The 14,007-nt window shown below is 63.3% G+C and carries 9 protein-coding genes; 3 read left to right on the top strand and 6 right to left on the bottom strand.

The genetic code is table 11. The annotated features are described in order from the left end of the window. Window positions 1-292: 292 nt before the first annotated feature. From AC13HB_RS02675 to AC13HB_RS02650, 6 genes are all read right to left on the bottom strand, one after another. Window positions 293-1,267, bottom strand: a complete 975-nt coding sequence (locus AC13HB_RS02675) for an NAD-dependent epimerase/dehydratase family protein (RefSeq protein WP_482948175.1) — start codon at window positions 1,265-1,267, stop codon at window positions 293-295. Window positions 1,268-1,389: 122 nt separating this feature from the next. After that, window positions 1,390-5,055, bottom strand: a complete 3,666-nt coding sequence (locus tag AC13HB_RS02670) for a cadherin domain-containing protein (protein ID WP_482948174.1) — start codon at window positions 5,053-5,055, stop codon at window positions 1,390-1,392. Window positions 5,056-5,244: 189 nt separating this feature from the next. Continuing rightward, complete coding sequence (locus AC13HB_RS02665; protein ID WP_482948173.1) at window positions 5,245-6,588, bottom strand: TolC family protein; 1,344 nt, start codon at window positions 6,586-6,588, stop codon at window positions 5,245-5,247. Between the two features lie 11 nt (window positions 6,589-6,599). Continuing rightward, on the bottom strand, window positions 6,600-7,922 hold the full coding sequence (locus AC13HB_RS02660) for an HlyD family type I secretion periplasmic adaptor subunit (RefSeq protein WP_482948172.1): 1,323 nt from the start codon (window positions 7,920-7,922) through the stop codon (window positions 6,600-6,602). After that, window positions 7,919-9,607 (bottom strand): type I secretion system permease/ATPase, encoded by a 1,689-nt coding sequence (locus AC13HB_RS02655; protein ID WP_482948171.1) that lies wholly within the window; start codon window positions 9,605-9,607, stop codon window positions 7,919-7,921. The genes AC13HB_RS02660 and AC13HB_RS02655 overlap by 4 nt, the downstream gene beginning before the upstream one ends. Window positions 9,608-9,790: 183 nt before the next feature. Beyond that, entirely contained in the window at window positions 9,791-10,759 is a 969-nt protein-coding gene (locus AC13HB_RS02650) for a KpsF/GutQ family sugar-phosphate isomerase (RefSeq protein WP_482948170.1), read from the bottom strand. Window positions 10,760-11,174: 415 nt separating this feature from the next. Here AC13HB_RS02650 and gpmA point away from each other — a divergent pair, with 415 nt between their 5' ends. The 3 genes from gpmA to AC13HB_RS02635 all read left to right on the top strand — a co-directional run bounded on the left by gpmA (window position 11,175) and on the right by AC13HB_RS02635 (window position 13,919). Continuing rightward, the gene (gene gpmA, locus AC13HB_RS02645; protein ID WP_482948169.1) at window positions 11,175-11,900 is read left to right on the top strand and encodes a 2,3-diphosphoglycerate-dependent phosphoglycerate mutase; all 726 of its coding nucleotides are present in this window, start codon (window positions 11,175-11,177) and stop codon (window positions 11,898-11,900) included. A 9-nt stretch (window positions 11,901-11,909) separates the two neighbouring features. Next, complete coding sequence (gene ribD, locus AC13HB_RS02640) at window positions 11,910-12,563, top strand: bifunctional diaminohydroxyphosphoribosylaminopyrimidine deaminase/5-amino-6-(5-phosphoribosylamino)uracil reductase RibD (protein ID WP_482948168.1); 654 nt, start codon at window positions 11,910-11,912, stop codon at window positions 12,561-12,563. Window positions 12,564-12,671: 108 nt separating this feature from the next. Then, window positions 12,672-13,919, top strand: coding sequence for a pentapeptide repeat-containing protein (locus AC13HB_RS02635; RefSeq protein ID WP_482948167.1), 1,248 nt, complete (start codon window positions 12,672-12,674; stop codon window positions 13,917-13,919). Window positions 13,920-14,007 lie beyond the last annotated feature (88 nt).

Here is a 14,007-nt window from a genome sequence, read left to right as displayed (position 1 = left end):
GCTACAGACCACCAGCTCCTGAAGCGCTCTTGCCAGCGACTTGTCTGCCGCCCTACGTTGAGGGCGTGCCGGCATGACCGCCGCACATAACCCGCCGGGCCCTAACTTTAAAACTGGGCCACTTGGGTGGGGCAGGCCACATGTCGTCCCCCCGGAAATGCCGCCGCAACCTTCGGTGGGAAGTTATAGCAAGTGCGCCCGGCAAGCCACGAATTTCTCGCGGTAAAACGCATTTTTAACGGGACATTGCACACCCGGGCTTCACACGTCGGTCTGCGCGATGCCTACCCGCTCAGTCGGCGCGCGCACGCCAGCCGAGAAACCATGCGGCGAAGCGTTCCAGACCGTCCTCGAGCCGGATGGAGGGCTTGTAGTCATAGTCCCGCTCCAGCTTGGACGTGTCGGCATAGGTGCGGGTCACATCGCCCGGCTGCATGGGCAGCATGATTTTCTCGGCCGGCCGGCCGAGCGCCTTTTCGAGCGTGGCGATCATGTCCATCAGCCGGACCGGCGAAGAGCCGCCGATATTGTAGACTTCGTGACGGCCCGCCGACGGACGGTCGTCGAGGATCCGCAGGAGCGGCGCGACGATGTCGTCGATATAGGTAAAATCGCGCTCCATCTCGCCATTGTTGAAGACCTTGATCGGACGCCCCTCGAGCATGGCGTCCGCGAACAGCCAGTAGGCCATGTCGGGCCGGCCCCAGGGCCCGTAGACCGTGAAGAAACGCAGCCCCGTCGCCGGGATGCCGTAGAGGCTGGCATAGGAAGCCGACATCAGCTCGTCCGATCGCTTCGTCGCTGCGTAGAGCGAGGCGGGCGTATCAGCGGCGTCATCCTCGCGGAAGGGGACGTTCGAGCGCTCGCCATAGACAGAGCTTGAGGACGCATAGACGAAATGGCGCAGATCGTCCCCGAGCGCGCGCGCCGCTTCCAGCATGGCGAGATGCCCGGTCAGATTGGACGCGCAGTAGGCGAAAGGGTTCTCGATCGAATAGCGCACGCCGGCCTGGGCGCCGAGATGCAGGATCCGGTCGGGACGGACCTCGAGCACCAGCGCCTTGACCGCCTCGTGATTGGCAAGGTCGAGCTTCTCGAAACGAAAGCGCGGATTGCCCGATATCTCGGCCAGCCGGGCCTTTTTGAGTTCGGGCGGATAATAGGCATTGAGATTGTCGATCCCGACAACGGTCTCGCCGGCATCGAGCAGGGCCGCACACGCATGGAAACCGATAAATCCGGCAGCTCCGGTCACCAATACTGTCACGGCACGCTCTCCTCACCCAATTCGCGGTCCGTGACGGCACGGCCCGCGTTACCGAGTGTCAGTGCTACACGCGTTCGCGCATCGCACTCAATGGAAGACTGCCGCTCGCGAGCGGTCCGCCCCTAGAGCCAGCCCTCTTCCGTCGGGGCGATGGTAAGGAAGCCGTCATCGCCCTGAGCGACTGTCAGGCCTAGATTTTCGGGCGAAACCTCTTCCGGCGAACCTGACGCGTCCATGGTCGGTAGCTTTTCGAAGACGACCGCTTCGGCGGAGGAATGCGAGAGCGGCGAGAAACCATCCGGGCCAATTGTAGCCTGCGGCAGCGTTTCGATTTCGACGAGTTCGTCGAATACGCCCCATTCTCCGCTGCGCAAGACAGCCAGATCATCGCGAAGGGAAAGCTGCAACTCCCGCACCGCGTCCGTCATGTCATCGCTGAGCGATTGGAGATACGCGACATCTTCCGGGCTCAGATGCGGGTAAAGCCGCGGCCCCTCCTCCTTGTCGATATATCCGTCCATCGTGGGGCTTCCACCTTCGGCGGTCGGCTGCGCGGACACATCCCAGCCTTCGGACCGCCCCTTCGTCCCGAACGGCTCGGCGAATAGATCCGGATCCGACGTGGAACCGTCATACTGGATAGTTTCGACGCCGATCAATTCCACAGAACCGTCCGGAGAACCGGCTCGATCGTCGGTGACGACCGTATTGCCGGACCCGTTTGTCGTGACTGTGTAGTCGGATGCGGAACCTGAGAAGAGCGCAATGTCATTGCCTGCGCCACCTTCGAAAACGTCATTTCCGCCGGAGGCCACGAATGTGTCGTTACCGGCATTGCCTGTCAGAACGTTGTCAGCATCATTGCCGATCAGGATATCGTTACCCAGTCCGCCGATCGCGTTCTCGATCACCGTACCGATCGCGATACCGATATTTCCGGTCAGGCCCTGAACGCTGGAAAAATGCCCTTCCCGCAAATCCAGAGTCTGGGCTCCGGTTTCGCCCGAGAAGTCCAGAGTATCGTTCCCGCCAGCATCGAAGATGGTGTAGCTGACCGGATTGCCGAATGCCGACGCATCATAGATCACATTACCGGCATTCGAATTATAGCCGTACACCGTATCGCCCGAACGGGTTGTCGCAGGCGCCCCATACATGTCCTGGACTGCAAGGATGTCGGCGACCTGGGGGCCGATGACATACGCAAAAGAGGCGTCAATATAGGTGTTCTCGTTCTGCGAGAAATACGACATGACGGACGCCTGCCAGGAATCATTGAGATAGATCGCATCCACCGCATAGTCGGCCGAACCGTCATAGGGTCCCCCATGGCCCAGACCGAGCGCGTGGCCGATTTCATGGATATATGTCTGGAATGAATAACCATCCAGATTGGTGCCGTAGGTAGCCAGCCAATCGGTACTCACATTGATACTCGCGGAGGTAATGAACCCACCCGAAACAGTGTCCGGGCCTGCGAACGCCCCCTCCTGATCGTCGTCGAACACAATCTCGCCGCCTGTCGCGACTTCCTGGAAATTGATGCCGGTCACATCTGTCCAGAGCTGGAGCGCCGCACGGGCCAGAGTCTGCCCGTCTGCGGTCAAGGCCGTGATGTTCACGGTAATGGTATCGCCGCTCGTCTTGTTCCACTGGAGCCCGCCGAAACCATTCTCGTTAAGATAATCGGCGATTTCCTGGTAGGACCACTCGCGAAGCGGGTCGGTATGCCGGACCTGAAGTGTGTACTGCCCCGAATACCCGTCATCATACGCCCCGACCGACACGTAATAGGTACCTGACGTCTGGGCCGTAAATCCGAGCCGGGAATCTCGCTCGACGCCGAGCGAGATATCGTCGTTTTCCGCCAGAAGATTACCAGCGGAATCATAGAGCCTTATCAGCGGGTCTTCGAGGGCACCGGCTCCGGAACCGAACAGATCGAACTGGTAACGTTGCCCGGCGACCAGTTCGATCGCGATCCAGTCCCGGTCTCCCACGGTTTCGAGATTGCCGATATAGTCGCCTCCGGACACCATCTGGATGTCGGTCGTGTCATCCTGCGGAAGGTCGACTCCCTCGGTTACATCGGCAACATTCACAGTGATATCAAGCGTGTCGGATAGTGTTCCGTCCGACGCGGTCACAGTCAGCTCGTAGACGTTGTCCCCATTGCTGTCCAAAGGCGTTTCAAAATCCGGCGACGATACGAAACTGATCTCGCCGGTGTCGGCGTTGATCGCGAACAGGCTGGCATCGGTTCCTGAGAGGGAATAGACGACTGCGTCACCCTCATTGTCGATTGCACGGGCGACATAAGCCGAGGTCTGTATTTCCGAAACCGTCGCACTCGCCGAAGACTGGAAAACGGGAGCCCCGGTTTCCGCCTGGTCGGTGACGGAGAGAGTTACGTTCTGAACGACGGAATTTACCCCGTCCGACGCGGTGATCGTCAGATCGTAGACATTGTCGCCATTGGCATCGTCCGGGCTTTCGAAATCGGGGGCGGTCACAAAGGTTACGTCACCGGTATTGGCATTGATTGTGAAAAGACCCGCATCGGTTCCGGATAATGCGAATGTCAGTATATCCCCGTCGGCATCCGTCGCCGTCGCGGTAAACGCATCCGAACTCCCCTCCGGCACGTTTTGCGTGGCACTGGAGGTCATGACTGGAGTGTTGTCATTGACGTTGGTGACCGTGACCGAAACAGCCTGCGGGGTTGAGTTCGTTCCGTCCGAAGCAACCACATTGAATTCATAGACGTTATCGCCATCGTCATCGCCCGGATTTTCAAAATCGGGCGGCGTGATGAAGCTGACTTCTCCTGTATTCGCATCAATCGAGAACAGGGCAGCATCCGTCCCGCTGAGCGAGTAGGTGACCGCTCCCCCTTCCGGGTCGGTGGCCTGTGCGGTCATGACCGCCGTGGCATTCTCCTGGACGGATGCGGAATTCGGGGAAGTGAACTCGGGAGCTTCGTCCACATCGGTGACAGTGATTGTCACGGTCTGCTCGGTGGTATTGGCACCGTCCGAAGCGCGGATCGTGATCTCGTACACATTATCGCCATCAGCGTCAGCGGGATTTTCGAAGTCGGGCGGCGAATTGAAGCTCAGCTCGCCCGTCGAGGAATTTATGGAAAAATCAGCAGCATCATCACCACCGGAAATGGAATAGCTGATCGCATTACCATCGGCATCAGTCGCAGTCGCCGTATAGATGGCTCCGCTGCTATTCTCCGCAACGCTAGCAGAACTGGCAGAGCTGAAAACGGGAGGATTCGAATTTGGCGGTGGTGTGGGGGTGCTGCTACCTCCACCGCCCCCGCCGCCACCACCGGCCGCAGCTCCGAGCAAGCCGACACCGCCGAGAGCTCCTAGTACACCGGCACCACCGCCGCCGGCAGCAGCGCCACCCGCAGCAGCACTGCCAGCGCCTAGACCGGCAGCCTCGATAACGCCTTCGGCAAAATAGTATTTCCCGTCAATAACCAGGACATCGCCTGCCGGGATTTCGATAATACGGCCGCTATTGAGGATCAGCTCGGCACTGCCGTCTGCGGCAATACGTATGCTCTCCACATTACGCAATTCGGTAGAGGCGACATAGCCGTCAGGCACGCCGTCTTCCGCCTGAGCGCTGGCCTTTCCAGCCAGCATGGCAGCCCCTCCAGCGGCAAGCGCTGCAGAAGTCAGGAATTTCCGGCGCAAAGCGCCTCGGCGTTCGGACTGCGGGTTAAACATGCTACTCCCCTTCCAAATCAACTTCGGCCAACCGGTGTCCATCCGGCTGAACCGCTTGGACTGACAACGCCCCATCGCCGTCGTGCCCGCTACCGATTGCGGTCCCTTTCGCAATCGGGAAACCTAATGTTCGGCAGTTATAAAAGCGCCGACGCGCCAAGCTGCCGCCAATTCTCTAGCCCGTCCAGCTTTAACAAGGTGCGAAGCCAAGTCGGGTATTTCGAGACTATCTCACTCGCCTTCAGCCCGCCATTCTTGCTGAAGCGGACCAACGGGCATTCGCGCCGTGATCTGGAGAAGCGCGAGCTGCTGGCGCAGCATCGAGTATCGCGCCGAGATCACATCGAGCTGTGCCTCTTCATACGCCAGACGGGCATCGATCAGATCAGGCAGAGTGCCGAGGCCGAATTCGAATTCGCCCGCGATCGCCTCGAAATATTCACGCTGACTGTCCTCGACCGCCTCGCGACGGACCAGTTGCGACTGCAGGGACAACATGCGCCGAAAAGCGATCTCCGCTTCCTCGCGCAAGCCGCGCTGCAGGGCGCGAAGCGTGCTTTCCTCTAGCTCGAGTTCGGCCTGCGCCCGGTCGACGCGCGCACCGAGGGCGTCCCCGGTATAGAGCGGCACGGATACGTCCACGCCCACACGGTCGCGGGCATCCCAATCCTCGCTCAGGTCGTCATAGACATAAGACATGATGCCGACTGCCTCGACCACGGGAAGCCGGGCACGGCGCTGGCGCTCGCGCTGAGCTTCCAGACTCCGGACAGCGCTCGTCCGGGCGGCGATTTCCGGATTATGGCTCAGGGCGGCAGAGATCACACCATCGATACTGTCCAGCGGGCCGAGTGCCCGGCGAAGTTCGGTTTCGACCTGGTCGCCGGGGCACAGATTCGTGCCCGACCGGCCGGAGTATTCCCGGATACGCGTCTCCGCCCGGTCGGCCAGGAAACGTAATTCCATGGCATCGGCGTCCGCACTGGCGAGCTGTGCATCGATCTGCGCCCGGTCAGCTCGTGTCGCTCCTCCGCGCTGGAGAAGTGCCGCGACCGCCCGCTGCTGACGCTGAAAATAGGACCGCCGCTCGCCGATCACCTCAATCATGGAGAGCGCTTCGAGCCGCGTGAGGTAGGCGTCCGCGAGTGTCGTCGCCGCCGCCAGACGCTGGGCAATGATCTCGTATTCGCGCTGATCCACGCCGCCGCGTGCGGCTTCGATGGCCAGTCGCGCATCGCCGAAATCATACACTCGCTGACTGACCTGGATTCCCACTTGATTTTCCAGCCGGTTCGAGGTCAGGCCGGTATCGCCTGAGGAGGTCCGGCCGAATGTGGACACCTGGGGACGGCGCAGTGACCGCGCCTCCCTCAGATCGGCCTCGGCCGCATCGAGCCGGGCCTCGGCGGCGCTGACTTCCGGGGCGCGATCGGCCGCGAGTCGAATGCCTTCGCTAAAGCCGAGACAGACCTCGCCAGCAGATGCGCGCGCCGAGCCCGACTGCGCGTCCGCTGCAGCGCCAGCAAGCGCCGTGAGCGATGCCGCAACCAGGAAAACGGATCTCACGCAGGACACGACAAACTCCTTCAACCGCGGCGCGCGCCGCGGAAAAGCGACTCGCTGACTGGCTCAAGAAGATAGTCCAAAGTCGTCCGGCTGCTACCCGAGAAGATAAAGACTTCAACCGGCATACCTGGGATAATGGCCAGGTCTCCCAGCCGCGCGGTCTCCGAGGCCGGAATCGCAACCCGGACTTCGTAATAATTCGTCCCTGTATTCTGGTCAGTCTTCAAATCGGCACTGACGCTGACAACCTCGCCGTCGAGCCGCGGTGTCATCCAGCTCTTGAACGCAGTCAAACGCGTACGAACGGCCTGTCCTTCATAGACAGCCGCACGGTCTCCCGGCTGTATCCTGACAGAAGCGGTCACTTCGCCGACTTCCGGGACAATTTCGAGAATCGGCTCGCCGGGGCGTACGACACCACCCCTTGTGGTGAAGCGCAAATTGAGGACTTCACCTGCTCTCGGTGCGGAAATTACCGAGCGGTTGAGGACGTCCTGTGCCGCATTCAAACGCTCCTCCGCCTGCTGAAGTCGCGTGCGGACTTCCAGCTGGTCCGTCGAGACTTGCCGGGTAAAGCTAGCTTCGGTCTGGGCGATCTGGCCTTCCAGATCGGTTTCCAGCGTGGCCGCCTGTTGTGCCTCCGTGCGCAAGCGCGAAATATCCGCCTCCAGGGCGGCGACGTCGCGTTCCATCGCGCGCAGCTCGTCGAGCCGGGCCATCTGGCGCGAAACCCGTTCGCGCAGCAGGTCGAGCTGATCCTCGGCCGCCGCGAGCACGCGCTGGGTCACGGTGATTTGCTGATTGTGCAGCGCGCGCGCCGAACGTGCGCCGTCACGCCGGGCGATCAGTACCGAGAGATCGGCTTCGAAAGCCTGTTTCTGTTGCCGAAAGAGGTCACGTTGCCGGTTCAGGATTTCTGTGCGCTCCGCCTCCGAGATATCGAACCCTTCCAGGGCCGAGAAATCCGGCTCGTCACGCCCGTCACGCAGGGCTTCGAGGCGCTGTAGCGATCCGGTCAGGGTCGCGATCTCCTGGAGAATTTCGTCGCGGACAGCGAGCGAGGCCGTCTCCTGCAGTTCGAGTAACGGCTCCCCAGCTTCGACCCGATCACCGTCACGCACCAGCAGCTCGCTGATGATTCCGCCCTCCAGATGCTGGACGACCTGGCGGTCATCCTCCACCACGATCTGCCCGGCAGCCGGCACACCCTCGGCCAGCGGGACGAAGCCTGCCCAGGCGAGAAATCCACCCAGTCCGATCAGACAGACCAGTCCGGCACGCCGCACGAAACGGTCGGCGAACGGGTCGACGGGGGGGCGGGTGATGGCTGCGGCGTCGCTCATCCGACCGCTCCCCGGTTCGTTCCGGCACCCGGTCCGGTCGCAAGTTTGAGGAATTGGTCCGCTGGCGCAGCCATCACCTCGCCATTGCGGACCAGCAGCACCGTCCGGGCAGTCTCGATGAGGCGGCGATCATGTGTGGCGGCGATCACGATTGTGCCGCCCTCCGCGGCGCGCGAGAGCGCATTCACCAGCACCGGCGCCGCTGCTGCGTCGAGATTGGCGGTCGGCTCGTCGAGCAGGAGAAGTACGGGCTTGCCGAACAGCGCGCGCGCCAGGCCGATGAGCTGGCGTTGACCGGCGGAGAGATGCACGCCGCCCGGCCCCAGCCTGGTATCGTATCCGTCGGGCAGGCCGAGGATCATTTCGTGAGCGCCGGCCGCCTTGGCCGCCGCCATGACCGCCTCCGGCTCGGCGCCGCCGAGCCGGGCGATGTTGTCGGTGACGCTGGCGGGCAGCAATTCCACATCCTGCGGCACATAGCCGACATAGCGGCCCCGATCGGCGCTCGGCCAGTCGTGCAGGACGCGGCCGCCCAGCCGCACCTCGCCGCTTCCGGGCGGCCAGGCGCCGGACAGGGTCTGCAGCAAAGTCGTCTTGCCCGCCCCATTACCGCCGGCTACGGCAACGATCTGCCCGTCCTCCAGCTTGTAGGAAAACGGCCGGATCAGCGGGTGCTCGCTGCCCGGAATGGTCACGGAGAGCCGGTCCAGGGTCAGACGTGGCTCGGGCCGCGGGAGCGGCGTGTAGTCCGCCGCATCCGCGATGCCGTCGAGCTGGTCGCGCAGCATGGTCCAGGCAGCCCAGGCCTGAACGGTATTGCGCCAGCTACCGACGATCTGGTCGATCGGACCTAGGGTTCGGGCCAGAATGATGGACGAGGCGACGATCGCGCCCGGCGAAATCTGCTGGCTCAGCGCCAGTGCCGCACCGCCACCCAGCACGATGATCTGGAGCGTCTGCCGCGCGGAGCGGGAAATGGCGGTGTACTTGCCATCCTGCTTGGCAGCCTGCATGGCGAAATCGCGGCCGGTCGACTGCTGCGCCTTCCAGCGGGCATAAGCTGCCGGCACGATCCCCATGGCCGACATGGCGGAACGCTGGCGTTCCAGACCGGTCGCGAAATCCATGGCGGACCGGGTGGCGGCCTGGGAGAACTGGTTGGACTGACGCGTCGACAATTCCGCAAAGAGCGCGACACCGAACACGATCGCGCCGCCGACGAGGCCGATCACCCCGAGCACGGGGTGGATGAGGAAGAGAACCACCAGGAAGAAGGGGGTGAAGGGCAGGTCCGCGAAGGGGAGTGCGGCCCCCGTCTGGAGCGCCTGCTGGATCCGCGCCACAGCGCCGAGCTCGCGCGACAATTGGGGCGCGCTGCCGCTCTCGAGCTCGAAACGCGCGAACACCTTGGGTACCAGCGTCGCTTCCAGCGCATCCGCCGCCAGCGCGCACACACGCCGCCGTCCGGCTTCCGCCGCGCCGTAGACGATCAGCAGGAAGACCGCCAGCACGCTCAACCAGACAAGCGTATCGATGGAGCCGGACGTCAGCACCCGGTCATAGACCTGGAGCATGTAGAGCGGCGAAACGAGCAGGAGCAGGTTCACCGCCAGCGAAAAACCGGCAAGCAGAGCCACGTGGCGGCGCAAGGCCGCCCGTACCTGCAGTGTCAGAGGTCGTTGCATACTCACTCCCGCCGGCACACTTCGCCTGACTTCACGAGGATCGCCCCGGCAACGAGCGGGGGACCATCCGGGGTTCGCGCCCGCCGGCACGGGTTCGAACGTCAAGTTTCAAAAGCATAGCGCCGCACGGCCTGCTTCGCCAGTCCTGGGACGCGTCCGGCAGCGTCATTCAGGGCGCCAGGCCTATTTGAGGCCGACGCGCAATAGGTCATGCAGGTGAAGAATGCCCGCGGGACGTCCGTTGGAGTCGATGATGAAAAGCTGGATGATCTTCGGCTCGCCAGCCGTCATGAGCCGCAAGGCGTCCGCGGCCAGCATGTCCGGCGCCCCAGTCCGCGGGCCGCGCGTCATTACCTCGGACGCGGATCGGTGCACGAGCTCGTCACCCATATGACGGCGCAGATCGCCATCGGTGATGATACCGTCGAGACGACCGTCATCATCGAGGATACCCGCACAGCCGAAGCTCTTGGTCGTCATCTCGATCAGGACATCGCTCATCGGGGCGTCGCGGCCGATCAGCGGTACCGCATCGCCCGTGTGCATGATGTCCGAGACCGATGCCAGCGCCGCACCAAGCGCACCGCCGGGATGGAAGGTCTTGAAATCGAATGCGGTGAAGCCTCGCGACTCAAGCAAGGCGACCGCCACGGCATCGCCCAGTGCCATCATCAGCGTGGTCGAGGTCGTCGGCGCGCTGGTCTCTCCGCAGGCTTCAGGCGCGTTCGGTACCGCCAGCATGAAATCGGATGCCCGTCCCAACGTGCTGTCGGGAACGGCGGTCATGGCGATGAGCGGAACGCCGAAACGGCGGCAATAGGCGATCAGATCACCCAGCTCTTTCGTCTCGCCGGACTTGGACAGTGCCATCACGACATCGGTCGGCGCGATCATGCCCAGGTCGCCGTGGCTCGCCTCGGTCGGGTGAACGTAATAGGCCGGCGTGCCCGTCGAGGCGAGCGTCGCCGCGATCTTTCGGGCGACATGCCCCGACTTGCCGACACCGGCACAGATCAGGCGGCCCTTCATAGCGGACAGGCACCCGACAGCATCGCTGAAATCCTGGCCTACGGCCGCGGCCAGCGCGTCGAGCCCGTCGCGTTCGGTGGCAATGACACGGCGTGCGGAGGCTGCGGGATCGAAATCGGGCATGCGAATTCCTTGAATTTGGCGATCGCGAATATCGGTGGAGGTCCCATACCAGAACCGCGCACGTCCGGGGAAGAGACGTGCGCGGCCAGGGCGACGATCGTTGGACGTCCCGATCGGGGGACGGATGGGACGGTACGATAGTCCGTCGCTGTGCTGGTCAAAGCGCGAAGACCGGTCGAGGCGTTTGGGCAACCCCGGAGCCGACGGGAGGGGTGCGCATGACCATCGGGTCTGCAACCCGCCGGATCACGCCCTTCGGGCGCGCCAATCCTGTACTTTAACGCTACAATTATACCACAAAGGGCTGAAACTGCATATTGAAAACGGCGGGACCTGTCCGCACGGCCCGTCGAACTTGCTCCTGCGGCCCCGCCGGGCTATCGCTGCCGCACTTTATCTGCTCCGGAGGTCCGTCATGCCCCAACTCGCCCTTATCCGCCACGGCCAGAGCGAGTGGAATCTGCAGAACAGGTTTACCGGTTGGGTAGATGTGGATCTGACGGAAGAGGGCGTCCGGCAGGCCGAACGCGCCGGGGCGCTCCTGGCCGAGGCAGGCTTCAAGCCGTCTCACGCCTACACCTCCATGCTGAAACGCGCGATCAAGACGCTCAACTTCACGCTGGAATCGCTCGACCGGCTCTGGATTCCGGTTGAGAAGTCCTGGCGACTGAACGAGCGTCATTACGGCGCCCTCGCCGGCCACGACAAGGATGAGACCCGCGCGAAGCACGGAGCGGAACAGGTCAAGACCTGGCGCCGCTCCTTTGATATTCCGCCGCCGGCCCTGCCGGAGACGCACGAATATCACCCGTTCAACGACGAGCGATATGCCAGCGTCCCCCGCGAACTCCTGCCCGCTTCGGAATCCCTCAAATCGACGCTCGACCGCGTCGAGCCTTACTGGAACGCGGAAATCGCCCCTCACCTCACGCGCGGCGAGACCATCGCAGTCGCGGCCCACGGGAACAGCCTGCGTGCCCTGGTAAAGCTACTCTTCAAGGTGGATGACGACGATATCGTCAGTATCGAAATCCCGACGGGCAATCCGCTCCTGATCGACCTCGACGAGGACGGGATGACCCCGATCGCCGCGCGTTATCTCGATGCCGACCGCGCGACCGAAATCCCGCCTCTGCCCTGACCGTCAGGTATGAACCGGATCAGCGACAGCCGCTATATGGACCTAGCTCTCGCCCTGGCGCGTGGACAACAAGGCCGCACCGCCCCCAATCCTGCGGTCGGATGCGTGATCACCGACAAGTCCGGTATCGTCGCGACCGGCGCGACCGCCGACCGTGGCCGTCCGCATGCAGAGCGCGTGGCGCTTGATGCGGCCGGCGATCGCGCGGCGGGCGCAACCGTCTATGTCACGCTGGAGCCCTGCGCCTTTCACGGTCAGACCCCGCCCTGCGCCGATGCACTCGTCGCTGCGAAGGTCGGCCGGGTCGTAATCGCCTGCCTCGACGACCATCCGCAGGTCGACGGCGCGGGTATCGAGCGCCTGCGCGAGGCCGGCATAACGGTGGAAACAGGGTTGCGCGAAAGCGAGGCGCGAGACCTGTACGAGGGCTTTTTCTCGCGCATTCACGCCGGTCGGCCTGCCGTCTATCTCGACGACCGCGCCCCGCGCTACGATGCCGAACTCAGTATCAAACCCGGCGAGGACATCGACACAGCGCTCGAACGCCTCGGCGCCGAGGGGGTCAATCGCATCTTCGTCCGCCCCGGCAGCGAGGCTGCTGCGAAGCTGCTGGCCGCCGGGCAGGCCAAAACGGCCTGTCATACAGGGCATACCGAGTATTAACTCCCATTGCGCTAATTTGCCCGCCTGGATTTACCTTCCATAAGGCGGCGGCCGATGACCCGGCGGAAAATTGAGTTCAAACCCCTCAGCCAGGCTGAGGTAAGCGTCATGTGCGAACGCCATGAACGACTCTGGTCGGCCCAGCCCGGCGGCGCCCGCGCAAACTTCGCCTACTGCATCCTCGAAGACCTGGACTTGTCCAATCGCGATCTGTCCGACGCCGATTTCAGCGGTGCGGTCCTGCGGGGAACCAACCTGTCGGGCTGCACGCTGAACAGCGCCAATTTCTTTGCCGCCGACATGCGCCGCGCCAATCTGGAAGGTGCCTGCCTGCGCCGGGCCGACATGCGCGGGGCCGTTATGCGGGGGGCGAACCTGACGGGTGCCGATCTCACGGAGGCCGATCTGCGCGAAGGCGCGATCGCCCAGATGGACAAGGAAAAAGGTCTCGCCATCCTGACCCACAAGTCGCAGGAGAGCGACGCCGATACCGCGAATTTCACCGGCGCCAATCTGTCCCGCTCGAAAATGGCAGGCATGACCGCCCAGACCGCAGACTTTACCGACGCCATGCTGCTCGGCGCGCGCATGATCCGCGCCAATCTGCGGGGATCGTCCTTTCAGGGCGCCAACCTCGAGGGAGCGGACCTCTCCGGGGCGGACCTGACAGACACGGACTTCTCCAACAGCGTGATGATCGGCGTAAAGACCCAGATGGCCCGGAAGGACCGGATGAACACCGAGGGGGCCCTGACGAGCGCCCCGGTCGGCATCGACCCGTCCGATCTGGAGAACCCGGTCGCCGAACAGATCGCCGCGCACGTGAAATGGTGCGAGACCGACGGCCGCGAGGGCAAACCCTCCCTGTTCGACAATACGGATTTGCGGGGCCTCAATTCGCTGTCGGGCAAAACGCTCACCGCCTTTCACGCTCGCGGCGCGACGCTTTACGGTCTCGACATGGAAGGCGCGCAATTGCAGGGTGCCCGGCTCGAAAATGCCGACCTTCGCATGGTCAGCCTGCGCGGCGCGGATCTGCGCGGTGCGGACCTGACGGGCGCGAACCTGTCCAATGCAGATCTGCGCGACTGTCAGCTCGGCCCTCTTCTCCTGGATGGCAACCGGGTTCTGCCCGCATCGCTGGCCGGCGCCCGCGTGCGTTATGCCGACCTGCGCGGCTGCGACCTGCGCCAGGTCAAGGCGACCGGAGCCGACTTCTCCTATGCCCGGATGAGCGGGGCCGATGTCCGGCGCAGCCTCTTCACGGGCTCATGCTTCACCGGGGCCCATGTCGGTCCGGACTTCCTCGACCAGGTCGACGATATCGAAGGCGCTGTCGACCTCGACGCGGCCTGATCCGCCTGCATATCGCGAACAAACAAAGAGGCGGCGGACTTTCGTCCACCGCCCCAGGCGTCGTGTGAGAGGGATTAATCGCGAGCGC

The sequence above is a fragment of the Maricaulis sp. B-26 genome (genome assembly GCF_056857855.1).
The sequence above is the reverse complement of the archived record's forward strand: the minus strand, read 5'-3'. Positions and strand labels throughout refer to the sequence as shown.

Excerpts from the sequence above, each read along its gene's own strand:
- AC13HB_RS02670 (WP_482948174.1), bottom strand. The coding sequence starts at position 5,055 with ATGGACACCGGTTGGCCGAAGTTGATTTGGAAGGGGAGTAGCATGTTT.
- AC13HB_RS02655 (WP_482948171.1), bottom strand. The coding sequence starts at position 9,607 with ATGCAACGACCTCTGACACTGCAGGTACGGGCGGCCTTGCGCCGCCAC.
- AC13HB_RS02650 (WP_482948170.1), bottom strand. The coding sequence starts at position 10,759 with ATGCCCGATTTCGATCCCGCAGCCTCCGCACGCCGTGTCATTGCCACC.
- ribD (WP_482948168.1), top strand. The coding sequence starts at position 11,910 with ATGAACCGGATCAGCGACAGCCGCTATATGGACCTAGCTCTCGCCCTG.
- AC13HB_RS02660 (WP_482948172.1), bottom strand. The coding sequence starts at position 7,922 with ATGAGCGACGCCGCAGCCATCACCCGCCCCCCCGTCGACCCGTTCGCC.
- AC13HB_RS02635 (WP_482948167.1), top strand. The coding sequence starts at position 12,672 with ATGTGCGAACGCCATGAACGACTCTGGTCGGCCCAGCCCGGCGGCGCC.
- gpmA (WP_482948169.1), top strand. The coding sequence starts at position 11,175 with ATGCCCCAACTCGCCCTTATCCGCCACGGCCAGAGCGAGTGGAATCTG.